The sequence below is a fragment of the Sphingobium agrisoli genome (assembly GCF_041877245.1).
Classification (GTDB): domain Bacteria; phylum Pseudomonadota; class Alphaproteobacteria; order Sphingomonadales; family Sphingomonadaceae; genus Sphingobium.
Window position 1 is genome coordinate 611644 of record NZ_JBHDJI010000001.1, and the last position, 23471, is coordinate 635114.

Consider the following 23471-nt stretch of genomic DNA (forward strand, 5'->3'; position numbering starts at 1 on the left):
CGGACAAGACATGTTTGTCAACGCCGTTTAAATGGCCGGCAAGGATCGCATCGAGGAGAGGGATGAGTGATAGCGCGCCTGGGTTTCTGGATGTTGAGCCTCGCCTGCATGGCGCTGTCGCCGATGGCGTCGGCGGAGGACGGCTATGATCTGTGGCTGCGCTACGCCCGCGCCGACGAGAGCCGCGCTGCCGCGATCACCGCTCATGCGAGCGCTATCGTGGCGGTCGGAAGCAGCGCGATCCTGAAAGCCGCGACCGACGAGCTGCAACGCGGCGTCGCCGGCATGACCGGCCGCACGCCTGCGCGGACGGCGGAATCTCAGACAGGAGCGTTGTGGCTGGCGACGCCGGCGACGGCCCCTGCCCTGCCCGTAAAGACAGCCGCGCTTGGCGCGGAAGGCTATGCGATCCGGTCGATCCAGCAAGGCGGCACGGCGATGACGCTTATCGCGGCCGACAGTGATGTCGGCCTGCTGCACGGCGCCTATCACTGGCTGCGGTTGGCCCAGACGGGCGCGGCTCTCGATGCGATCGACATCGTCAGCGCACCGAAAATCGGGCTGCGGCTGCTCAACCATTGGGACAATCTGGATGGCACGGTGGAGCGGGGTTATGCCGGGCAATCGATATGGGACTGGTGGCGGCTGCCCGATTACAAGGGACCGCGCTATACCAACTATGCCCGCGCCAACGCCTCGATCGGGATAAACGGCACGGTCCTCAACAATGTGAATGCGAAGGCGGACAGCCTGACCGCCCCCTATATCGCCAAGGCGGCGGCGCTGGCCGACATCTTCCGGCCCTATGGCATCCGCGTCTATCTGTCGGTCAAGTGGACCGCGCCGATGGAACTGGACGGCCTCAAGACCGCCGACCCGCTGGACCCGCAGGTGGCGGCCTGGTGGAAGGCGAAGGCGGACGAGATTTATCGCGCCATCCCTGATTTCGGCGGCTTTCTGGTCAAGGCCAACAGCGAAGGCCAGCCGGGGCCGCAGGATTATAAGCGCACCCATGCCGATGGTGCGAACATGCTGGCAGCCGCAGTGAAGCCCCATGGCGGGATCGTGATGTGGCGCGCCTTCGTCTATGCCCATGACAATCCCGACGACCGCGCCAAGCAGGCTTTCACCGACTTCAAGCCGCTGGACGGGCAGTTCGCCGACAATGTCATCGTGCAGGTCAAGAATGGCGCGATCGATTTCCAGCCGCGCGAGCCCTTCCATCCCCTGTTCGGCGCGATGCCAAAGACGCCGCTGATGATGGAATTCCAGATCACCAAGGAATATCTCGGCCAGTCGACCCACCTCACCTATCTGGGGCCGCTGTTCGAGGAGGTGCTGGACGCCGATACATATGCGAAGGGCAAGGGATCGACCGTCGCCAGGGTGATCGACGGGTCGCTGCTCGGCCACCGGCTGACCGGGATCGCCGGGGTCGCCAATATCGGGGTCGATCGCGACTGGAGCGGGTCGATCTTCAACCAGGCGGACTGGTACGCCTTTGGTCGTATGGCGTGGGACACCAGCCTGTCGGCGGAAGCCATCGCGCGCGAATGGGCGGCGATGACTTTCGCGCCCGACCCGCGCGTGGTCGGACCGGTCGTTGCCATGATGATGGGATCGCGCGAGGCGGCGGTCGACTATATGACGCCGCTGGGCCTGGCCCATGTGATGGGCACCGGCCATCATTATGGCCCCGCCCCCTGGGTGTCGGACCTGGCACGGCCCGAATGGAATCCGGTTTATTATCACAAGGCGGACGCGGCCGGCATCGGCTTCGACCGCACCAGGACCGGCAGCGACGCCATCGCCCAATATGCGCCGCAAATCGCGAAAATGCTCGCAAATCCCAAGACTACACCGGAACGCGACCTGCTCTGGTTTCATCATGTTCCGTGGCATTACCGCCTGAAATCGGGCGAGACCTTGTGGAACGGGATGGTCGATCATTATGATCGGGGCCTCGCCTATGTGGCCAACATGCAGCGGACATGGCAGAGCCTTCGCCCGCTGGTCGATGCCGAACGCTTCGCCCAGACGGAGAGCTTCCTTGCCATCCAGCGGCGCGAGGCCCAATGGTGGCGGGACGCCAGCATCGCCTATTTCCAGTCGATCAACCGCCTGCCCCTGCCCGCCGGCGCGGCCGCGCCTGAACATGACCTCAATTGGTACAAGGCGCAGCGCTTTCCCTACGCTCCTGGCCATCACTGATTTTTCACTTATGTTGCGCGCAAGATGGCGCTACCATTTCGGGAACGACATTATACGCAAGAAAGCCTGACCCCGTTGAGCGACACAAGAACTTCGCGCCGCCAGCGCAACGCGCCGACCATCAACGATGTGGCGCGCCATGCGGGGGTGTCGCCGATGACGGTTTCGCGGGTCATAAATTCCGAGCAGGTGGTGCGGGCGGCGACGCGGGAGAAGGTGGAGGCGGCGATCGCGGCGCTCAACTATGCGCCCAGCGCCGCCGCGCGGACGCTGGCGGGCGGTGAGGAGACGCGCATCGGCCTGCTCTACTCCAACCCCTCCTCCTCCTATCTCAGCGAGTTTCTGGTCGGCAGCCTCGATCAGGCCAGCCGCAGCGGCGTCCATCTGGTCGTCGAGAAATGGGACGAGGCGATGTCGATCAAGGCGGTGGTCGATCATCTCCAGCGCGGCCGGGTCGACGGGGTCATCCTGCCCCCGCCGCTGTGCGACATGTCGGATCTGGTCAAGGCGCTGGAGAAGGCCGGGATGCCGGCGGTGGCGGTGGCGACCGGCCTGCCGCTGCCCGACCTTGCCGCCGTGACGATCGACGACCGCCATGCCGCCTATGAAATGACGCGGCATCTGATCGCGCTCGGCCATAACCGGATCGGCTTCATCAAGGGCAATCCGAACCAGAGCGCCAGCACCAAGCGGTTCGAGGGCTATGTCGAGGCGTTGCAACAGGCCGGACTGCCGGTGCAGGACGAACTGATCGCCCAGGGCTATTTCACCTATCGGTCGGGGCTGGATGCGGCCGAGCATATTCTCTCGCTTCTCGACCCGCCGACCGCGATCTTCGCCAGCAACGACGATATGGCGGCGGCGACCGTCGCCATCGCCCACCGCACCGGCCTCGACGTGCCGGGCGACCTCACCGTCTGCGGCTTCGACGACACCTCGCTGGCGACGACGATCTGGCCCGAACTGACGACCATCCGCCAGCCGATCAGCGCGATGGCGCGCGCGGCAGTGGAGGTGCTGGTGCGCGAATTGCGCGCGCGACAGGGGCGCGACGGAGAGGCCGAGCATCTGGTGCTCGACTATGAACTGATCCGCCGGCAATCCGACGCGGCGCCACGGATGCGCCCGAGGATGGGGGTGCGGTAAACCCACCTCCGTTCCATTCGAGCTTGTCGAGAAGTGACTAGCGGAGCGCTACCGTTTCTCGACAGGCTCGAAACGAACGGATTTGGTGTCAGACTTCGCCGAACACCCGGCGGAAGATCGTGTCGACCTGTTTGAAGTGATAATCGAGGTTGAACTTCTCCTCGATCTCCTGCGCGGGGAGCGCGGCGGCGACGTCGGGGTCGGCTTTAAGCAGTTCCAGCAGCGAGAGCTGGCCGTCCGATTCCCACACTTTCATCGCGTTGCGCTGGACGTAGCGGTAGCTGTCCTCGCGGCTCACGCCGGCTTGGGTCAGCGCCAGCAGCACGCGCTGCGAGTGGACGAGGCCGCCCATCTTGTCGAGATTCTTCATCATGCGCTCGGGGTAAACGAGCAGCTTGTCGATGACGCCGGTCAGGCGGGCGAGCGCGAAGTCGAGCGTGATGGTGGCGTCGGGGCCGATATAGCGCTCGACCGAGCTATGGCTGATGTCGCGCTCGTGCCAGAGCGCGACATTTTCCATCGCGGGGAGCGCATAGGCGCGGACCATGCGGGCGAGGCCGGTAAGATTTTCGGTCAGCACCGGGTTGCGCTTGTGCGGCATGGCGCTGCTGCCCTTCTGGCCGGGCGAGAAATATTCCTCCGCTTCCAGAACTTCGGTGCGCTGGAGGTGGCGGACCTCGACCGCCAGCCGCTCTATGGACGAGGCGATGACGCCCAGGGTCGCGAAGAACATGGCATGGCGGTCGCGCGGGATGACCTGTGTCGAGACCGGCTCGACGGCGAGGCCCAGCTTCTCCGCGACATGCTCCTCGACCCGCGGGTCGATATTGGCGAAGGTGCCGACCGCGCCGGAAATGGCGCAGGTGGCGACTTCGGCGCGGGCTGCGATCAGGCGCGCCTTGCACCGGCTGAACTCGGCATAGGCTTCCGCCATCTTAAGGCCGAAGGTGACGGGTTCGGCGTGGATGCCGTGGCTACGGCCGATGGTCGGGGTCAGCTTATGCTCGAAAGCGCGGCGCTTGATGACGGCCAGCAGCGCATCGAGATCGTCGATCAATATGTCAGCGGCGCGGGTGAGTTGCACGGCAAGGCAGGTGTCGAGAACGTCGGACGAGGTCATGCCCTGATGCATGAAGCGGGCTTCGTCGCCGACCTGTTCGGCGACCCAGGTGAGGAAGGCGATGACGTCATGCTTGGTCACCGCCTCTATTCCGTCGATCGCGGGCACGTCGATCGCCGGGTTGGTCGCCCACCAGTCCCACAGCGCCTTCGCCGCCGAGGGCGGCACCACGCCCAGTTCACCCAGCTTCTCGGTCGCGTGCGCCTCGATCTCGAACCAGATCTTGAAGCGCGCTTCCGGTTCCCAGAGGGCGGTCATTGCGGGGCGGGCGTAGCGGGGGACCATAGCGAATCCTGCGGTTGGAGGAGACAATATGCGCGCCGCCTAGCAGCGTCGGCGCAGCGGGGCAAATCGCGGCGCCCCTGGGTCGAGAGGAGAGGCGCGGGAAATATTCGCGACGAAGCGACACAATATTGAGGACGAATATGACAAGATGAACGGTTGTTCAGGAACATTGATCCAGGTTTATTCATTGTTGCTTCAGTTGAAATGCTGGACTGGAACCAACCACATCCAGGCCGATCAATTGGCAAAAGGAGTTTGTGATGTTCCGCACTTTATTGTTCACCACGGCTTTGGCCATGACGGCGCCGGCGATGGCGCAGACCGCCCCTGATCAGAGCGCCAGCCCCGCCGCCCCGCAATCGGCAATGCCGGCGCAACCCGCCGCACCCGCGCAACCGCAACCGGCAGCGCCCGCCAACCCGGCCTCCAGTGTAGCGGCGATCGTCGACAGCGAGTTTCCGGCCTATGACGTCAACAAGGACGGCGCGCTCGACCAGTCGGAATTTTCGCGCTGGATGATGGCCCTGAAGGATCAGGAGATGAAGGCGACCGGCACGACGCTGGCGCCCGAGCAGGTGACTGCATGGGCCAATGGTGCTTTCACCACCGCCGACAAGGATAAGAATATCTCTGTCAGCAAGCCTGAACTGATCAGCTACCTGAGCGGCGGCGCGGGCTGACGGCAGACGGGCACGACCCGGATCATCCGGGCAGATAAGAGCCTGCCGGGTCGCACCGGAGGGCGGCATGGAGCGAAGGCCATGCCGCCCTTTTTTTTCCGGCGGCGTCAGCTCTTGCGGCGGGAATATAGCAGGGCGGCGACGATCGCGGCGGAACCGATGCCGACGGCGGTGCCCATCCACACGCCCTTGCCCGCGGACGTGCGGGCCGCAGTGGCGAGATTTGTCGGGCCTTCGGGATTTGCGGGCGCTTCAGGCTCGGGCGTGGCGGCTTTGTCTTTGCTCATAGTCTCCCCTGTATGGCGCAATAAGGCTCGAACGAAAAGACGGGAGATGCGGGGGCCGCTCATTCTGGATTGATGGTTCGCTTTTCGCTGACGCGGGTCTTGACTTCGCGGCCAGATAGATGTTGGTAGCGCTATCAAATACAAGCATCAGATAGGAGTTGATGATGCCGGGGGACACCTCCTTGCCCGATTGCCTTCCGTCCGATTGGCGGGAGGGCCTTTTCCTTGGCCGCGTGCAGACCGCCGCCGGCCCCAGCCCGATCCTCGTGGCGAACGGCATCGCCTATGACATGAGCCGAGTCGCGCCCACGGTCGCGCAGCTGACGGACATGCTGCCCCTGTCGCCCGAAAGTGGCGAAGCGATCGGCCCGCTCGACGAGATGGACCTGCCGTTGCTGACCCCGGTCGACCTGCAATGCGTCAAGGCGTGCGGCGTCACCTTCGCCGTTTCGGCTCTTGAGCGGGTGATCGAGGAAAGCGCGCGTGGCGATGCGTCCCGTGCCGTCGAGATTCGCGGTCGGCTGGAGGAACGGGTCGGCGGATCGATCCGCAGCGTGGTGCCGGGCACGCCCGAGGCGGCGGCGCTCAAGGCCGCGCTGATCGAGGACGGTCTGTGGTCGCAATATCTGGAGGTCGCGATCGGCCCCGATGCGGAGGTTTTCACCAAGTCGCCGATCCTCTCGACGGTGGGCGTCGGCGCTGAAATCGGCGTCCGTTCCGATTCGACCTGGAACAACCCCGAGCCCGAAATCGTGCTGGTGGTCGACAGCGCCGGCAATACGATCGGCGCGACGCTGGGCAACGACGTCAACCTGCGCGATTTTGAGGGGCGTTCGGCGCTGTTGCTGGGCAAGGCGAAGGATAATAACGCCTCCTGCGCGCTCGGCCCGCTGATCCGCCTGTTCGATGACGGCTTCACCATCGACGATGTCCGCAATGCCGAGGTCGCGCTGACCATCGACGGGCCGGAAGGCTATCGGCTCGACGGCGTCAGCAGCATGAACCAGATCAGCCGCGATCCGCTCGACCTGGTGCGCCAGACGCTGTCGCAGCACCAATATCCCGACGGTTTCGCGCTGTTCCTGGGCACGCTCTTCGCGCCCGTGCAGGACCGCGACGAGCCGGGTCGCGGCTTTACCCACAAGGTTGGCGACATCGTCACCATTTCCACCCCGCGCCTCGGCAAGCTGGTGAACAAGGTGGTGACGTCAAAGGACGCCGCGCCCTGGACCTTCGGCGTCAGCGCCCTGATGACCAATCTGGCCGCGCGCGGTCTGCTGAATGTGAAAGAGAAAGAACACGCATGAACCGCGCCATCTACCCCAGCTTGAAGGACAAGCGGGTTTTCATTTCCGGCGGCGGTAGCGGTATCGGAGAGGGTCTGGTCGAAGCATTTGCCCGGCAGGGCGCACGGGTCGCCTTTTGCGACATCGCCGTGGCGGAAAGCGAGGCGCTGATCGCGCGGCTCGCCGACGCGCCGGTCGCGCCCCTCTTCCATGCCGTCGACCTGCGCGACATCGACGCGGTGCAGGCCATGATCGGGTCCGTCGAGCAGCAGCTGGGCGGGATCGACATCGTGATCAACAACGCCGCCAATGACGATCGGCACACGATCGAGGAGGTCACGCCCGCTTATTGGGACGAGCGCATGGCGGTCAATCTGCGCCACCTCTTCTTCGTCGCGCAGGCGGCGGTGCCGACGATGAAGCGCGCGGGCGGCGGCGTCATCCTGAATTTCGGGTCGATCAGCTGGCACCTCGCTCTGCCGGAACTGGTGCTCTACCAGACCGCAAAGGCGGCGATCGAGGGGCTGACGCGGAGCATGGCCCGCGACCTTGGCCGCGACAATATCCGCGTCAACACCATCATTCCCGGCAATGTGAAGACGCTGCGCCAGGAGAAATGGTACACGCCCGAGGGCGAGGCGGAGATCGTCGCCGCCCAGTGCCTGGACGGACGCATCCTGCCGGTCGACGTCGCCGCGCTGGCGATGTTCCTGGCGTCGGACGACGCGCGCTACTGCACGGGCCATGATTATTTCATCGACGCCGGGTGGCGCTGACATGGCGAGCGTGGAGCCGCAAAGCGTCCTATCGGTTGGCGCGACGCTGGGCGAGGGGCCGGCCTGGGTCGCGCGCGACGCGGCGCTCTGGTTCGTCGATATCAAGGAGCATCGCGTCCACCGCTACGATCCCGCTCTGGATGCAGGACGAAGCTGGACCGCGCCGGGGCAGGTTGGCTGGATATTGCCGACAGACGACGGGCTGTTCGCCGCTGGGCTTCAATCGGGCGTTCATCGCTTCGATCCGACGGACGGAAGCTTCACGCCCCTCCATGCGCCCGAAGCGCATCTGCCCGGCAACCGCCAGAATGACGCGACCGTCGCGCCCGATGGCGCGATCTGGTTCGGCACGATGGACGATGGCGAGGAGCTGACAAGCGGCCGCTTCTATCGCCTTCACAAGGGCGTGTGCGCCGATGTCGGCTTGCCGCCCTTCTCCATCACCAACGGCCCTGCCCTCTCGCCGGACGGGCGCATCCTCTATCACACCGACACGCTGGGCAAGCGCATCTGGCAATGCGCGCTGCAGGACGGGAAAGTGGTCGACCGCCCGACCATCTTCGCCACGATCGAGGACGGCACGGGCTGGCCCGACGGTCCGACCGTCGATGCTGAAGGCTGCGTGTGGACCGGGCTGTTCGGGGGCTGGGCGGTGCGGCGATACGATCCGGCCGGCACGCTGATGCGGGAAATCCGCTTCCCCGTCGCCAACATCACCAAGATCGCCTTCGGCGGCGAGGGGCTGCGGACGGCCTATGCGACGACCGCGCGCAAGGGACTGGACATGACAGCGTTGACAGTGCAGCCCCTGGCAGGCGATCTGTTCGCCTTCGATCCCGGGGTCGCTGGGCTGCCAGGGATCGTTGCGACGATATAAACGACAAGAACACAGGAAGGACGGGCGAATGAGCGAGGGGAGCGCAGGCAAGGTCAACATGGCCTTCATTGCGGCCATCGTCGCGGTGGCGACGATCGGCGGATTCATGTTCGGCTATGATTCGGGGGTCATCAACGGCACCCAGAAGGGGCTGGAAAGCGCCTTCGACCTCGGCAAGCTGGGCATCGGCATCAATGTCGGCGCGATCCTGATCGGATCGTCGATCGGCGCGTTCGGCGCTGGGCGCATGGCCGACATCATCGGCCGGCGCGGCGTCATGATGCTGTCCGCCATCCTTTTTCTGCTGAGCGCTTTGCTCGCCGGCGCGGCCGATTCGTCGGCCATCTTCATCGTCGCCCGTATCATCGGCGGCCTGGGCGTCGGCGCGGCGAGCGTGATATCGCCCGTCTATATTTCCGAAGTTACCCCCGCCGCCGTGCGCGGGCGGCTGTCGTCGGTGCAGCAGGTGATGATCATCTCCGGCCTGACCGGCGCTTTCGTCGCCAATTTCGTGCTGGCGCGCTATGCGGGCGGATCGACCGCGCCGCTGTGGCTCGACTATCCGGCGTGGCGCTGGATGTTCTGGCTCCAGGCGATCCCGGCCGCCATCTACTTCCTGGCGCTGCTGGTGATCCCGGAAAGCCCCCGCTATCTGGTGGCGCGCGGGCAGGACGAGCGCGCCCATGCGGTGCTGACCCGGCTGTTCGGCGAGGCCGAAGCTACCCGCAAGGTGGCCGAGATCCGCGCCAGCCTGGCCGCCGACCATCATCGCCCGAAGCTGTCCGACCTGATCGACAAGGCCAGCGGCAAGATCCGCCCGATCGTCTGGACCGGCATCGGCCTGGCCGTATTCCAGCAGTTCGTCGGCATCAACGTCGTCTTCTATTATGGCGCGACACTGTGGGAAGCGGTCGGCTTTTCCGAGGATTATGCGCTCCAGACCAATATCCTCTCGGGCGTGCTGTCGATCGGCGCTTGCCTCGCCACGATCGCGCTGGTCGACAGGATCGGGCGCAAGCCGCTGCTGCTGATCGGCTCGGCTGGCATGGCGGTGACGCTGGCGACGGTGGCCTACGCCTTTTCCACCGCCGTCACCGGCGCGGATGGCGCGGTGTCGCTGCCCGGCAATAACGGCATCATCGCGCTGGTCGCGGCGAACCTCTATGTGATCTTCTTCAACCTCAGCTGGGGTCCGATCATGTGGGTCATGCTGGGCGAGATGTTCCCGAACCAGATTCGCGGATCGGGCCTCGCCGTCGCGGGCTTCGCCCAGTGGATCGCCAACGCGATCGTGTCGGTCAGCTTCCCGTCGCTGGTCGTGTCGCCGGGGCTTGCCACCGCCTATGTCGGCTATGCGATCTTCGCGCTGATTTCCTTCTTCTTCGTGCGCGCCATGGTGAACGAGACCAAGGGGCGCGAGCTTGAGGACATGGTCGGCTGAGCGAGGGAACGATCAACCTGCGGGCGGGGGCGCTGGAAGCGGCGCTCTCACCCGCCACCGGAGGGTCGCTGCTGCGCCTCTCGCTGGATGGGGCGGACCTGCTGCGGCCGACTCCGGCAGGAGCGACCGACCCGCTCGCCATGGCGAGCTTCCCGTTGGTGCCCTATGCCAACCGCATCGCGCATGGGCGCTATGCGGTGGCGGGGCAGAGCCACCAGCTGCCGCTCAATTTCGGCGACCATCCGCACAGCATCCATGGCTTTGGCTGGCAGGCGGCGTGGGCGGTCAGCGAGGCGACCGAGACGGAGGCCCGGCTGGTCCACGCCCATGCGGGCGATGCCGGCTGGCCCTGGCCCTACGAGGCGGAACAGCATGTCGCGCTGACGCCGTCGCAGCTCTCGCTTACGCTGTTCGTGAGCAACAAGGGCGATGGCGCGATGCCCGCAGGGCTTGGCTTCCACCCCTATTTCGTCGCGGACGCCGCCACCCGGCTCCAGTTCGACGCGCAGAGCCTCCTGCTCTCCACTCCCGACATGCTGCCCGAACAGGAAGTCGCGGCCGACACGCTGGGCGACTGGTCACAGCCCGGCACGGTCGCGGGCGACAGCCTGATCGACAATGCCTATGGCGGCTGGAGCGGGGTCGCCACAATCCTGCGCGGGGACGGCTTAGCGATCACGATGCGGGCGGCGGGCGCGCCCTGGCTCCACCTCTATCGACCTCCCGGCGAAGCCTTTTTCTGCCTGGAGCCGGTGAGCCACAGCCCCGACGCGATCAACCGGAACGGGATGGACATGTTACCGCCCGGAGGGATCGCGACTCTCGCCATGACCCTCTCAATCGGCAAAATCGATCCGGCGCTTCCGAAATCCGCTCCGATCGCCTAAGCTCGCTTCCAGAAAGCAGCGAGGGACCAGCCTATGCAATTTTTGCGGACCGCCTTCTGGGTCGTGATCGCCGTGGCGCTCGCCTTCTTCTGCATGGCGAACTACAAGGATGTGGAGGTCACCCTCTGGGGCGATCTGGTCATGGAAACCAAGCTGCCGGTGCTGCTGATCGGCGCGTTTCTGCTGGGCGCTCTGCCCTTCTGGATCATGGCGCGGGCGACGCGCTGGCGGATGCGCCGCCGCCTGACCAGCGCGGAACGGGCACTGGCCGCCGCGACCGCCGCCGCCGCGCCGCCGCCCTCGCCCGCCGATCCGCCGGCCCTGCCCGTCATAGACCCCGGCCCCGTTCCGGCCACCCCCACCCTGACCACCCCGACAGGATCGCCATGACCAGTCCGCTCTACGTCGCCATCGACACGCCCGACCTCGCCAAGGCACAGCGCCTGGCGGAACAGGTGCGGCGGCACGTCGGGGGCCTGAAGCTCGGCCTCGAATTCTTCTGCGCCAACGGCCATCATGGCGTGCATGAAATGATGAAGTTCGGCCTGCCGATCTTCCTGGACCTCAAGCTCCACGACATTCCCAACACCGTGGCCAAGGCGATCCAGGCGCTGCACCTGCTGGAGCCGGCGATCCTGACCGTCCATGCCGCCGGCGGGCGCGCCATGCTGGAGGATGCAAAGGCGGCAGCGGGCGTGAATACCAAGGTCGTCGCCGTGACCGTGCTCACCAGCCTGGACGACGCAGACTTGCTCGACATCGGCGTCGGCGGCAAGGCGGAGGATCAGGTGCGCCGCCTCGCCGATCTGGCGCAGAGCGCGGGCCTGGACGGCATCGTCTGTTCCGGCGAGGAAGTGGCGATGGCGAAGAAGGGGTGGAGCGACGGTTTCTTCGTCGTGCCGGGCGTGCGGCCAGCGGGCGGCGCAATGGGCGATCAGAAGCGCGCCGTCACGCCGCGCGAGGCGCTGGACCGGGGCGCGTCGATCCTGGTGGTCGGGCGGCCAATCAGCCTGGCGGATAACCCTGACCTTGCGGCGCGGGAGATAGAGGCGACGCTGTAGAACGCGGTCTTTTCGATTTTCCTGAAAATCCCTGCTTCTCTTGGCGCGCGTTCACTCCACCGTTACCGACTTCGCCAGGTTGCGCGGCTGGTCCACATCGGTCCCCTTCGCCACCGCGACATGGTAGGCGAGCAGCTGCACCGGCACGGCGTAAACCAGCGGCGCGATCAGCGGATGCACTTCCGGCATCTCGATCGTCGCCATGCAGCCTTCGCCGGCTAGCGCGATCCCTTCCGCGTCGGAAATCAGCACCACCCTGCCGCCGCGCGCCTGCACTTCCTGCATGTTGCTGACGGTCTTTTCGAACAGCGGCCCGCTCGGCGCGATCACGATCACCGGCACGGCGTCGTCGATCAGCGCGATGGGGCCATGCTTCATCTCGCCCGCCGCATAGCCCTCGGCATGGATATAGCTGATTTCCTTGAGCTTGAGCGCCCCTTCCAGCGCCATTGGATAGTCCGGCCCTCGCCCGAGATACAGCACGTCGCGCGCCGGCGCGATCAGATGCGCCATCGCCTCGATCTGCGCGTCGCGATTCAGTGCTTCATTGAGCGCAGCGGGCGCTTCGGACAGGTGCCAGACGATCTCCGACTCTTCCTGCGCGGTCAGCTTACCCTTGGCCCGCGCGAGGTTCGCCGCGAGCGCCGCCAGCACCGCCAACTGGCAGGTAAACGCCTTGGTCGATGCGACGCCGATCTCCGGTCCCGCATGGGTGGGGAGCAGCAGGTCCGCCTCGCGCGCCATCGAACTGGTCGGCACATTCACCACCACCGCGATGATCTGCCCCTCCGCCTTGGCATGGCGCAGCGCGGCGAGCGTGTCGGCGGTCTCGCCCGACTGGCTGATGAAGAGGGCAAGCCCACCGGCTTCAAGCACCGGCTCACGGTATCGAAACTCGCTCGCCACATCGATGTCGACGGGCACGCGCGCGAATTTCTCGAACCAATATTTCGCCACCAGCCCGGCATAATAGCTCGTGCCGCAGGCGACGATGGTGATGCGCTTCACTGTCCCGAGATCGAAATCCATGTTCGGCATGGCGATCTCATTGTCCATGCGACGCAGATAGGAGCGGAGCGTCTGGGCGACGACCACCGGCTGCTCGTAAATCTCCTTCTGCATGAAGTGGCGATGATTGCCCTTGTCGATCATCGCGCCCGACACGCCGGAAATCGTCACCGGCCGTTCGACGGGGACATTATCCTTGTCGAAAATCTCGGCACCCTCGCGGGTGATGACCACCCAGTCGCCCTCTTCCAGATAGGCGATGCGCTGGGTCAGCGGGGCGAGCGCCAGCGCGTCGGAGCCGAGGAAGGTTTCCCCGTCGCCATAGCCCACCACCAAGGGCGACCCCAGCCGCGCGCCGATCAACAGGTCGGGATGGCTGCGGAAGGCGATGGCGAGCGCGAAGGCGCCATGCAGGCGCGGCAGCACGTCGCGCACCGCTTCCAACGGCGACGCACCCTGCTCGACCCGCTCGCTCACCAGATGCGCGACCACTTCCGTGTCGGTCTGGCTGTCGAACACGCGGCCCCGGCTTTGAAGTTCGGACCGAAGAGTCTTGAAATTCTCGATGATGCCATTGTGGACCAGCGCCACTTCGCTGGTCGCATGCGGGTGCGCGTTGCTAGTGGTCGGCGCGCCATGCGTCGCCCAGCGCGTATGCGCGATGCCGGTCGCGCCGGGCAGGGGCGCTTCCGCCAGTTCGCGGACCAGATTGCTCAGCTTCCCCTCTGCCCGCCGCCGGTCGATCGTTCCGTCATGGATGGTCGCCACGCCCGCGCTATCATAGCCACGATATTCGAGGCGCTTGAGGCCGTCGACCAGCCGCTCCGCCACGTCGTCCTTGCCGATGATACCGATGATGCCGCACATGCAGGAAGCCCCGTCGAACTTGAACGCGATGACGCGCCATATAGGCTGCGTTCGTAGCCATGCCCTTAATGAAGCGGCGGCGGGAGCGCCATGGGCGCAAACAGAAATTTCACTCCGGCCGGATCGTGATCAGCCAGATGTCGGGCGGCGCCAGCATGCGGAACGGCATCCCGCTCGTGCCTACTCCGCCAGCGACGATCATCGTCTTGGCGCCGTCGCGATAGAGACCGCAGGCATAGCGCGTGCCATATTTCGACGGGACATAGGTCACGCCGACAAAGGGCAGCGCCATCTGCCCGCAATGGGTGTGGCCGACCAGCACCAAAGTCGGCGCATCGGGCAGGAGCGGGAACACGTCCGGCCCGTGCGACAGCAAGACCGGCGCGCCGCCGACCCAGCGCATGGCCGCGAGCGTGCCGGGCAAATCGACGGGGCGCGTGTAGATATCCTTGATCCCGCCCACCGCAATCGGCCCGCGCCTCACCGCGCCATTCTGGAGCAGGGTTATGCCCATGCGCGCGAAGGCGATCTGCCAGTCCCGCGCGCTCAGCGCCACCTGGTTGTGGCGGCTGCGGCTGTCATGATTGCCCAGCACCGCGACCACGCCCAGCGGCGCGCGCAAGCCCGCGAAGGCGGCGATGCTCGCCCGACCGTCATAGGTGCCCAGCCCCTTGTTATCGCCGATATAGTCGCCGCCCAACAGGATGAGGTCGGGTTTCAGCGCATTGATCTGCGCCACGATCCGCGCCATCCGCGATGGGCTGTTGTCCGGCCCGGACAGGTGCGTGTCGGTCAACAGCGCGACCGTCACGGGCCTGCGCGGCGTGTCGGCGGGGAATGGCAACACCACCTCCGTCCGCCGCACCACCGGCATGGCGCTGGCATTGCGGATGAGCCAGATCGTGAAGCCGAGAGCTATCAGCAGAATAATGCCAATCGAGACCAGCGCGACGAGCCAGCGCTGCGATCGCAAAGCCCTCACCCTTCCCACCGCCTGCGGCGGTGGGCCCCTTCCCTCTCCCGACGGGAGAGGGAAAGAGGCGCGAATGCGCCGACAAGGGTGAGGGCGAAAGCGCGCGAAAGCTTAAGCTTTGGCATTCTTCTTCGCCAGCATCCGCTCCCGGAACCGCGTAGCCCTGCCCGGCTTGCTCACCTGCTCCGGCCGCACCAAACAGAGCGAATCCGCCTCAACCGGCTTGGTCACCACACTGCCCGCCCCGACGATCGCGCCCGCGCCGATCGTCACAGGCGCGACCAGCGCGCTGTTGGAGCCGATGAACGCCCCCGCGCCGATCTCCGTCCGATATTTGAGGTAGCCATCATAGTTGCAGGTGATGGTGCCCGCGCCGATGTTCGCGCCAGCCCCAACGTTCGCGTCGCCGATATAGGACAGGTGATTGGCTTTGGCCCCCTCGCCCAGCGTCGATTTCTTGATTTCGACGAAATTGCCGACCTTGGCCTTTCGCCCGATCTGCGCGCCCGGCCGCAGCCGCGCATAGGGGCCGATCTCCGCCCCGCTCTCGATATTCGCGCCCTCCAGATGGGAGAAACTGTGGATATTCACCCTCTCGGCCACGGTGACGCCCGGCCCGAACACGACATGCGGCCCTACGACTACGTCGCGGCCCAGCAGAGTGTCATGGGCAAAGAAAACCGTCTCCGGCGCAACCAGCGTCACGCCCTCGCGCATCGCCTCGGCCCGGCGACGCGTCTGCCACATCGCCTCCACCCCAGCCAGTTCGATCCGGCTGTTGACGCCGGCGACTTCCCACGCCTCGGTCTCGATCACCGCGCTCTGCGCGCCAGGCAGCATGACGATGTCGGGCAGATAATATTCGCCGGCTGCATTGTCGTTGCCGACCTGGTCCAGCAGCACGAACAGGTCGGTCGATCGCACCGCCATCAGTCCGCTGTTGCAGAGCGTCACGGCGCGCTCGGCCTCGCTCGCATCCTTATACTCGACCATCTTCTCGATGATGCCCTGCCCGTCGGCGATGATCCGGCCATAGGCGGCGGCGTCCTCCGGGCGGAAGCCCAGCACCACCGCGCGCGGCTCGTCGCCGCGATTGAGGCGATCGAGCATCGCCCGCATCGTCTCCGCCCGCACCAGCGGCACGTCGCCATAAAGGATCAGCACATCGCCCGCAAAGCCCGCCAGCGCGTCATGCGCCTGCGCGACTGCGTGGCCGGTGCCAAGCTGCGTCTCCTGCACCGCGATCACCGCGCCGGTGCCGGCCACCGCCTTCTCGACCTGCTCGCGCCCGGCGCCTACCACCACGACCTGCCGCTCGGGCGCCAGTTGCGCCACGCTGGCCAGCAGGTGCAGCAGCATCGGCCGCCCAGCGACCGGGTGCAGCACCTTGTGCAGCGACGATTTCATGCGGGTTCCCTGCCCCGCGGCTAGGATGACGACGGCAAGGGGGCGGGCAAGGGTCACGATAGCATATCCCGGTCAGATCGACGTTCGCGTGGCTCTCTGCCATGTTTGCCTTGCCTTTGCCACCGCGCTCGCGGCATGGCGCGCGGCATGACGGACATTCCTTTCGACATCGTCGGATTCGACCTGGACGGCACGCTGATCGACACCAGCGGCGATCTTGCCGCCGCCGTGAATTACGCGATCGGCACCATCGATCGCCCGCCCTTCCCGGTCGCCGCGATTCACCCCTTCGTCGGCAAAGGGGCGAAGGTCATGCTCCAGCGCGCGCTCGACGCGTCGGGCGGCTATGACGAGGAACTACTGGCAACGCTGCTGCCGATCCTGCTCGACTATTATGAGCAGAATCTCGCGATCCACTCCACCCCCTATCCCGGCCTGATCGCTGCGATGGACGCACTCACCGCGCGCGGCGTCCGCCTCGCCATCTGCACCAATAAGGCGGAGCGCTTCACCATGCCGTTGATGCACCAGCTTGGTCTGTCGGACCGCTTCGCCGCGATCGTCGGCGGCGACACCGTCGGCGTCGCCAAGCCCGATCCCGCGCCGATCCGCGCCATGATGGAGCGTGCCGGCGGCGGCCGCACCATATTCATCGGCGACACGATCAACGACATTGCCGGCGCAAAGAACGCCGGCATTGCCAATGTTGCGGTCGGCTTCGGCTTCCTCGATGGCCCGGTGGACAATCTGGAGGCGGATGCTGTGATCCACCATTTCGATGAACTCGTGCCGCTGCTGGAAAGCTGGCCTCAATAGGACGGCTTCAGACCGTCAGCACGATCTTTCCGAAATGTTCGCCCGCGTCCATTCGCGCATGGGCCTTGGCTGCGTCCGCCAGCGCAAACCGCTGGTCCATGGCCGGCCGCAGCTTGCCCTCTCCCACGAAGCTCCAGACGGTCCGCATCAACTCGTCGGCGACCAGGCTCTTGAAGCCCACCGACCGCGCTCGCAGCGTTGATCCGGTAAGCGTCAACCGCCGCTGCATGATGGCGGGGATGAAGACCTCCGCTTTTGGCCCACCGAGCGTGGCGATGGAGACATGGCGGCCATCTTCCGCCAGACAGGCGATGTTGCGCGGCAGATAGTCGCCACCGACCATATCCAGCACCGCCTGGCATCCCTGCCCGCCGGTGATGCGCTTTACGTCCTCGACATAATCCTGGGCACGGTAGTTGATGGCATGGTTCGCCCCCCACTCCAGCGCCTGCGCGCATTTTTCGTCCGATCCGCAAGTCACGATCACGGTGACGCCAAATAGGTTGCAAAGGCGGATCGCCATCGTCCCGATGCCGCTGGTCCCGCCATGCACGAGCACCGTGTCGCCCGCCACTACATAGGCGCGTTCGAACAGGTTGGTCCACACGGTAAACAACGTCTCCGGCAATGCCGCCGCCTCCGCCAGATCATAGCCTTCGGGCACGGGCAGACACTGGCCGGCGGGCGCAACCGCATATTCGGCATAACCCCCGCCTGCAATCAGAGCGCACACGCTCTGCCCCACCAGCCTGTCCGCGCCGCCGCCGACGGCGACGATGGTGCCCGCCACCTCCAGCCCCGGAATGTCGGACGCACCCGGCGGAGGGGGATATTTGCCCTGCCGTTGCAGCACGTCGGGCCTGTTGACCCCGGCTGCTGCGACCTTGATGAGAACCTCGCCCTCGCCCGGAACCGGCACGGGCCGCCGCTGCGGAACCAGCGCCTCCGGCCCGCCCGGCGTGGCAATGCCGATCGCCATCATCTCCGCAGGCACCGCAAATCCGTCCGCCATGATCCAGCCGCCCCCTCGCTGCCCCCGCGTTCTGCCCGGAAATCCGCGGCAGGTCGCGCGCCCTTATTGACACAGTGCGACGCAGGGTCAACATTGGCTGTCATGGACTTGGATGACGATCTGCCGCGCAAGGGAGATGATCCGCTGGCCCGCCTGCTCAAACAGGATCTGGGGCCATTGTCCGTTGGTGAACTGGAAGCCCGCGTCGCTGCCCTGGAGGCGGAAATCGCGCGGACCCGACATAAGATGCAAAGCGCCGTTAACCATAAGGCAAGTGCCGAGGCGCTATTCAAGCGATGAACCAAGGCCCCGCCCTCGTCGCCCATCAGGGCTGCTTCGGGCTAGGGCAGTCTGGCAATTCCGGCGGTCAGGGCATCGGCCTTGATCCGGCGTCGAGCAATGCCGACATGAGGTTCTGTACCGCCCCTCTTTGGGGCCAGGAGTAGAACGACAATGCCTTCTTTCGCATCCGCTCTCGAAACCACGCTGCACAATGCGCTGACCCACGCGTCGGAGCGCCGCCACGAATATGCGACGCTGGAGCATCTGCTACTCGCGCTGATCGATGACGATCATGCGTCGAAGGTGATGCAGGCGTGCGGTGTGGAACTGGGCGAGCTGGGCGACGCCGTCACCCATTATCTCGACACCGAGCTGGACAGCCTGAAGGTCGAGGGTGCGTCCGACCCCTCCCCCACCAGCGGCTTTCAGCGCGTGGTGCAGCGTGCGATCCTGCATGTCCAATCCTCCGGCAAGGATGAGGTAACCGGCGCCAACGTGCTCGTCGCGCTGTTCTCCGAACGCGAATCCTACGCCGTCTATTTCCTGCAACAGCAGGATATGAGCCGTCTCGACGCCGTCAGCTACATCAGCCACGGCGTCGGCAAGGGCACGCCCCAGCCCGAGCGTCAGGAGACCAAGGGCGCCGCCGAGGAGGAAAAGAAGGTGCAGGACGGCAAGGGCAAGAAGGACAGCGCGCTGGAGCAGTTCACCGTCAACCTCAATGAAAAGGCGGGGCGCGGGAAGGTCGATCCGCTGATCGGCCGCAGCGCGGAGGTGGATCGCACCATCCAGATTCTCTGCCGCCGGTCCAAGAACAACCCCCTCTATGTCGGTGATCCGGGCGTGGGCAAGACCGCGATCGCGGAGGGCCTTGCGCGCAAGATCGTCGAGGGCGAGGTGCCCGACGTGCTCAAGGAGGCGGTCATCTATTCGCTCGACATGGGCGCGCTGCTGGCCGGCACCCGCTATCGCGGCGATTTTGAGGAGCGGCTGAAGGCGGTCGTCACCGAACTGGAAAAGATGCCGCACGCGGTGCTCTTCATTGACGAGATCCACACGGTCATCGGCGCCGGCGCGACCAGCGGCGGGGCGATGGATGCCTCGAACCTGTTGAAGCCGGCCCTGTCAGGCGGCACGATCCGGTGCATTGGCTCGACCACCTACAAGGAATTCCGCAACCATTTCGAGAAGGACCGGGCGCTGCTGCGCCGCTTCCAGAAGATCGACGTGAACGAACCGACGATTGAGGACACGATCAAGATTCTCGCCGGGCTGCGGAGCGCTTTCGAGGAGCATCATCACGTCAAATATACGCCCGACGCGATCAAGGCGGCGGTGGAACTCAGCGCGCGCTACATTAACGACCGAAAGCTGCCCGACAAGGCCATCGACGTGATCGATGAGGTCGGCGCGATGCAGATGCTGGTGATCCCGTCGAAGCGCAAGAAGACGATTACCCCAAAGGAGATCGAGGCGGTCATCGCGACCATGGCGCGCATCCCGCCCAAGACCGTGTCGTCGGACGACAAGACGGTGCTGGAATCGCTGACCACCGACTTGAAGCGCGTCGTCTTCGGCCAGGACAAGGCGATCGAGGTGCTGTCGTCCGCGATCAAGCTGTCGCGCGCGGGCCTGCGCGATCCCGACAAGCCGATCGGCAACTATCTTTTCTCCGGCCCCACCGGCGTCGGCAAGACGGAGGTCGCGCGCCAACTCGCCAGCCTGCTCGGCATCCCGCTCCAGCGGTTCGACATGTCGGAATATATGGAGCGCCACTCGGTCAGCCGCCTGATCGGCGCGCCCCCGGGCTATGTCGGCTACGACCAGGGCGGCCTGTTGACCGACGCGGTCGATCAGAATCCGCACAGCGTCCTGCTGCTGGACGAGATAGAGAAAGCGCATCCGGACCTATTTAACATCCTGTTGCAGGTGATGGACAATGGCCGCCTGACCGATCACCACGGCAAGACGGTGGATTTCCGCAACACCATCCTTATCATGACCACCAACGCCGGCGCGTCGGACATGGCGAAGGAAAGCATCGGTTTTGGCGAATTGTCGCGCGAGGATGTGCAGGAAGATGCGGTGAAGAAGCTCTTCACCCCGGAATTCCGCAACCGTCTCGATGCGATCGTGCCGTTCGGATACCTGCCGCCGGAAATCGTCGCGCGCGTGATCGACAAGTTCGTGCTACAACTGGAGCTGCAACTGGCCGACCGCGACGTCCACATCACGCTGGACGAGGCGGCCAAGGAATGGCTGACCGCCAAGGGCTATGACAAGCTCTACGGCGCCCGCCCGATGGGCCGTCTGATGCAGGAGAAGATCAAGCAGCCGCTGGCCGAGGAACTGCTCTTCGGCAAGCTGGTCCATGGCGGCGAGGTCCATGTCCATATGAAGGACGATGCCCTGGCCTTCGAGATCACCCCCGCCGCGCCCAAAAAGGGCAAGAAGGGCGGCAAGGCCAAGGCGAGCGAAAGCACGAAATAAGGCGCCGTTCGGGTGGCAAAACGCAAAAGGGCGGCTCGCAAGGGCCGCCCTTTTCGCAGGCATCCTGTCTTCCCGCCCAATATCGCTCACGAAAGTTCAGATGCCTGGTCGCCTGGCCGCCTTATCTAACGCCTTGTTTCTCCACATTCCGCTGACTACACCCATGGCGAGTCTGGGGAGTGTATCATGAACATTATCGTCTTTGGGTCGGGCAGCGCAGCGAAGGATTTCCTGAGCATGGTGCCCAAAGAGACAACCGTGCTGGCGTTGAGCGACAACGACGCCTCGAAGCATGACATGCTGGTCGATGGCTTCAGGGTCATCGATCCTGCCAGTCTGAGCAACATCGAATTTGACTACATCGTCATCACCGCCCGCGCTGTCGACCCGATCCGCGCCGGACTGATCGAAAAAGGCGTCGCCCCGGAAAAGATTGTCGCTTATTATCCCAGCTACAGCCAGCAGCTTCATGAACAGGCAAATCACGACATCCGCATTCTGAACGATGCGCTCGGTATAGGTCTGCCACCGCTTGGCCTGGCAACCATGTATCTGGACAAGACGCAGCCGGAGGAGCAGGTCGACGACGGTCCGGGCGATCAGGTGCGCAACATCGCGTTCCACCTCGCGGCGCGCCAAATCCGGGATCGCGGCGTTCCCGGCGCTGTCGCCGAACTCGGCGTGTATAAGGGAGACCAGGCGCGGCTCATCAACCGGCTTTTCGCCGACCGCCCGCTCTATCTATTCGATACATTTTCCGGCTTTTCCGATCGGGATCTCGGTGCGGAAAGCGAGGGCAATTTCTCTTCCGCGATCGTCGGGGATTTTGTCGATACCAGCATCGAATTGGTGGAAAGCAAGCTGCCGTATCGCGATCAAGCCAGGTTCTTTCCCGGCTTTTTCCCCGAAACCGCTGAGGGGATCGAGGAAACCTTCGCCTTCGTCAGCCTCGACGTCGATCTCTACGACCCGACCCGTGCCGGCTTGGACTGGTTTTATGAGCGTCTCAGCCCCGGCGGCTATATTTTCGTGCACGACTACAACAATCGCCGCTATATGGGCGTCCGCAAGGCGGTGGATGAATTCGTGCAGGCGTCCGGGGCCTGCTTTGTTCCCCTGCCCGACTTCGCCGGATCGGTCGTGATCGCAAAGTAGCCGTTCACGGACGACAGCCTTGGAGAGCGTGGGACGGCTCGGCAGCGGCGTCCGCCGCATCTGACCTTCCCCCTCCCCCGCGACGGCATTCTCTGCTATACGCCGTCTTCGCATAAAAAAGGTCGCATCTCTTCCGCAACGATCAAGGAACAGATGTCGTGCAGCACAGATTTCCCTCGCGCGTCACCCGCGCCGCTCTCTCCCTTTCCGCCCTGGCGCTCCTCACGGCCCCCGGCTCCAGCCAGCAGGCATCCGGCCCCGTGGCCCGTTACACGATCGACGCCGGCACCATGTCCGGCATGGCCGCCATGGCCGGGGGTGGAGGCGGCATGGGCGCGGCCATGGGCATGATGATGGGCGGCCGTCCCCAGGCGATGCACGAACTGGTGCTGCGCCTCGGTTCCATCCGCGCGCCCGCGAGCGGCGCGCCCGCCGCCGACCATTTCCTCCCTGCCGGCGTGGGCCTCGGCGCGTCGGTCCCGCTCGTGACCCCGCGCGTCGCCCCCAGCGAGGATCAGGCCATTCCCGGCGAGCGTCCCAAGGGCCGCCTCCTCATCTATTGGGGCTGCGGCGCGACGCCCGGTGCTGGCCAGCCCGTCATCGTCGATTTCGCCAAGATCGCCAAGGGCCAGATCCCGCCCGGCCTCTACATGACCGGCTCCGCCATCCCCCAGGAATGGCAGGTCCGCGCGTCAAACAGCCGCACCTATGGCGAATGGCCTAACGGCCAGACGCGCAAGATGGTGCCCGCCAACGCCTCGCTGATCGGCGACCATCGCATCGCCGGCAATTACAGCCCCGACATCGCCTTCAACCTGAAGCAGGATTTCATGCCCGCCATCGCCGGCCGGTCGAAGCCGTTGCCCGGCGGTGCGACCGAGATCAGCTGGAACGCGCTGCCCCAGGCGACCGGCTATTATGCCTGGGCGTTCGGCGCAAAAGAGAATGGCGACATGGTCTGGTGGGCCTCCTCAGCCAGCCAGGCTTTTGGCGGCCCGGTCTGGGAATGGATCTCCCCCGCGTCCGTGCAGAAGCTGATCGCGCAGAAGATCGTCCTGCCGCCCAGCCAGACCAGTTGCACCCTCCCGGCCGCCGTCGGCCAGGCGGCCGGCGAGATGCTGATGGGCAGCCTGTACGCCTATGGCCCGGAAGCCAGTTTCGCCTATCCGCCCCGCCCCGCCGATCCCAAGATCGCCTGGAAGCCCGAATGGATCGCCCGCGTCCGTTATCGTTCCAACAGCATGTGGATGCTCAACGGACCGGACATGAGCGCCATGATGAGCGATGCCGGCGCAGTGGACGAGGCCGACGAACCGGCCGAACAGCCCAGGCCCAGGAAGAAGCGCTGCGGCGGTCTTGGCGGGATGTTGGGCGGCGCAATGGGCGTGGGTTGCTGAGATCACA

Annotated in this window: 21 protein-coding genes; 15 read left to right on the top strand and 6 right to left on the bottom strand. The window is 65.3% G+C overall.

Translation table 11 applies throughout. From position 1 onward, the window contains the following. The first annotated feature begins 66 nt into the window (after window positions 1-66). Window positions 67-2211 carry an alpha-glucuronidase family glycosyl hydrolase gene (locus ACETPF_RS02860; RefSeq protein ID WP_373932753.1) on the top strand — a complete coding sequence of 715 codons (2145 nt, stop codon included), beginning with the start codon at window positions 67-69 and terminating at the stop codon, window positions 2209-2211. 75 nt (window positions 2212-2286) lie between these two features. Then, a complete protein-coding gene (locus tag ACETPF_RS02865) occupies window positions 2287-3357 on the top strand; it encodes a LacI family DNA-binding transcriptional regulator (protein ID WP_373932754.1) in 1071 nt (356 codons plus the stop codon). 88 nt (window positions 3358-3445) lie between these two features. On the opposite strand, the gene purB is transcribed toward ACETPF_RS02865, so the two are convergent. After that, window positions 3446-4762 (bottom strand): adenylosuccinate lyase, encoded by a 1317-nt coding sequence (purB, locus tag ACETPF_RS02870; protein WP_373932755.1) that lies wholly within the window; start codon window positions 4760-4762, stop codon window positions 3446-3448. 260 nt (window positions 4763-5022) lie between these two features. On the opposite strand from purB, the gene ACETPF_RS02875 reads away from it, so the two are divergent. Beyond that, window positions 5023-5442 (top strand): EF-hand domain-containing protein, encoded by a 420-nt coding sequence (locus ACETPF_RS02875; RefSeq protein ID WP_373932756.1) that lies wholly within the window; start codon window positions 5023-5025, stop codon window positions 5440-5442. A gap of 107 nt (window positions 5443-5549) precedes the next feature. On the opposite strand, the gene ACETPF_RS02880 is transcribed toward ACETPF_RS02875, so the two are convergent. Continuing rightward, on the bottom strand, window positions 5550-5729 hold the full coding sequence (locus tag ACETPF_RS02880) for a hypothetical protein (RefSeq protein ID WP_373932757.1): 180 nt from the start codon (window positions 5727-5729) through the stop codon (window positions 5550-5552). A gap of 164 nt (window positions 5730-5893) precedes the next feature. Here ACETPF_RS02880 and ACETPF_RS02885 point away from each other — a divergent pair, with 164 nt between their 5' ends. The 7 genes from ACETPF_RS02885 to pyrF are packed head-to-tail and all read left to right on the top strand — an operon-like array spanning window position 5894 to window position 12057. After that, complete coding sequence (locus tag ACETPF_RS02885) at window positions 5894-7036, top strand: fumarylacetoacetate hydrolase family protein (RefSeq protein WP_373932758.1); 1143 nt, start codon at window positions 5894-5896, stop codon at window positions 7034-7036. Continuing rightward, window positions 7033-7791, top strand: a complete 759-nt coding sequence (xylB, locus tag ACETPF_RS02890) for a D-xylose 1-dehydrogenase (protein WP_373932759.1) — start codon at window positions 7033-7035, stop codon at window positions 7789-7791. The genes ACETPF_RS02885 and xylB overlap by 4 nt, the downstream gene beginning before the upstream one ends. Window position 7792: 1 nt before the next feature. Then, on the top strand, window positions 7793-8668 hold the full coding sequence (locus tag ACETPF_RS02895; RefSeq protein ID WP_373933052.1) for an SMP-30/gluconolactonase/LRE family protein: 876 nt from the start codon (window positions 7793-7795) through the stop codon (window positions 8666-8668). 28 nt (window positions 8669-8696) lie between these two features. Continuing rightward, window positions 8697-10109, top strand: a complete 1413-nt coding sequence (locus ACETPF_RS02900; RefSeq protein WP_373932760.1) for a sugar porter family MFS transporter — start codon at window positions 8697-8699, stop codon at window positions 10107-10109. 17 nt (window positions 10110-10126) lie between these two features. Continuing rightward, a complete protein-coding gene (locus tag ACETPF_RS02905) occupies window positions 10127-10996 on the top strand; it encodes an aldose 1-epimerase (protein ID WP_373933053.1) in 870 nt (289 codons plus the stop codon). 33 nt (window positions 10997-11029) lie between these two features. Beyond that, on the top strand, window positions 11030-11386 hold the full coding sequence (locus ACETPF_RS02910; RefSeq protein ID WP_373932761.1) for a lipopolysaccharide assembly protein LapA domain-containing protein: 357 nt from the start codon (window positions 11030-11032) through the stop codon (window positions 11384-11386). Beyond that, window positions 11383-12057, top strand: a complete 675-nt coding sequence (gene pyrF, locus ACETPF_RS02915; RefSeq protein WP_373932762.1) for an orotidine-5'-phosphate decarboxylase — start codon at window positions 11383-11385, stop codon at window positions 12055-12057. The genes ACETPF_RS02910 and pyrF overlap by 4 nt, the downstream gene beginning before the upstream one ends. Window positions 12058-12108: 51 nt before the next feature. Here the strand turns inward: pyrF and glmS are convergent, their stop codons facing one another. The 3 genes from glmS to glmU form a co-directional block, all read right to left on the bottom strand. Continuing rightward, on the bottom strand, window positions 12109-13932 hold the full coding sequence (glmS, locus tag ACETPF_RS02920; RefSeq protein WP_373932763.1) for a glutamine--fructose-6-phosphate transaminase (isomerizing): 1824 nt from the start codon (window positions 13930-13932) through the stop codon (window positions 12109-12111). A 109-nt stretch (window positions 13933-14041) separates the two neighbouring features. Next, the gene (locus ACETPF_RS02925; protein WP_373932764.1) at window positions 14042-14914 is read right to left on the bottom strand and encodes a metallophosphoesterase; all 873 of its coding nucleotides are present in this window, start codon (window positions 14912-14914) and stop codon (window positions 14042-14044) included. Between the two features lie 102 nt (window positions 14915-15016). Continuing rightward, entirely contained in the window at window positions 15017-16312 is a 1296-nt protein-coding gene (glmU, locus tag ACETPF_RS02930) for a bifunctional UDP-N-acetylglucosamine diphosphorylase/glucosamine-1-phosphate N-acetyltransferase GlmU (RefSeq protein ID WP_373932765.1), read from the bottom strand. A 147-nt stretch (window positions 16313-16459) separates the two neighbouring features. Between glmU and ACETPF_RS02935 the strand changes: the two genes are divergently transcribed. Continuing rightward, complete coding sequence (locus tag ACETPF_RS02935) at window positions 16460-17128, top strand: HAD family hydrolase (protein WP_373932766.1); 669 nt, start codon at window positions 16460-16462, stop codon at window positions 17126-17128. 7 nt (window positions 17129-17135) lie between these two features. Here ACETPF_RS02935 and ACETPF_RS02940 read toward each other — a convergent pair whose 3' ends face one another. After that, complete coding sequence (locus ACETPF_RS02940) at window positions 17136-18140, bottom strand: NAD(P)H-quinone oxidoreductase (RefSeq protein ID WP_373932767.1); 1005 nt, start codon at window positions 18138-18140, stop codon at window positions 17136-17138. A gap of 102 nt (window positions 18141-18242) precedes the next feature. Between ACETPF_RS02940 and ACETPF_RS02945 the strand changes: the two genes are divergently transcribed. The 4 genes from ACETPF_RS02945 (at window position 18243) to ACETPF_RS02960 (ending at window position 23464) form a co-directional block, all read left to right on the top strand. Beyond that, window positions 18243-18440, top strand: a complete 198-nt coding sequence (locus tag ACETPF_RS02945) for a DUF1192 domain-containing protein (RefSeq protein ID WP_373932768.1) — start codon at window positions 18243-18245, stop codon at window positions 18438-18440. Window positions 18441-18593: 153 nt separating this feature from the next. Beyond that, complete coding sequence (clpA, locus tag ACETPF_RS02950) at window positions 18594-20912, top strand: ATP-dependent Clp protease ATP-binding subunit ClpA (protein WP_373932769.1); 2319 nt, start codon at window positions 18594-18596, stop codon at window positions 20910-20912. Window positions 20913-21098: 186 nt separating this feature from the next. Further along, window positions 21099-22067 (top strand): TylF/MycF/NovP-related O-methyltransferase, encoded by a 969-nt coding sequence (locus ACETPF_RS02955; protein ID WP_373932770.1) that lies wholly within the window; start codon window positions 21099-21101, stop codon window positions 22065-22067. 158 nt (window positions 22068-22225) lie between these two features. Further along, a complete protein-coding gene (locus tag ACETPF_RS02960) occupies window positions 22226-23464 on the top strand; it encodes a hypothetical protein (protein WP_373932771.1) in 1239 nt (412 codons plus the stop codon). The last annotated feature ends 7 nt before the right edge of the window (window positions 23465-23471 follow it).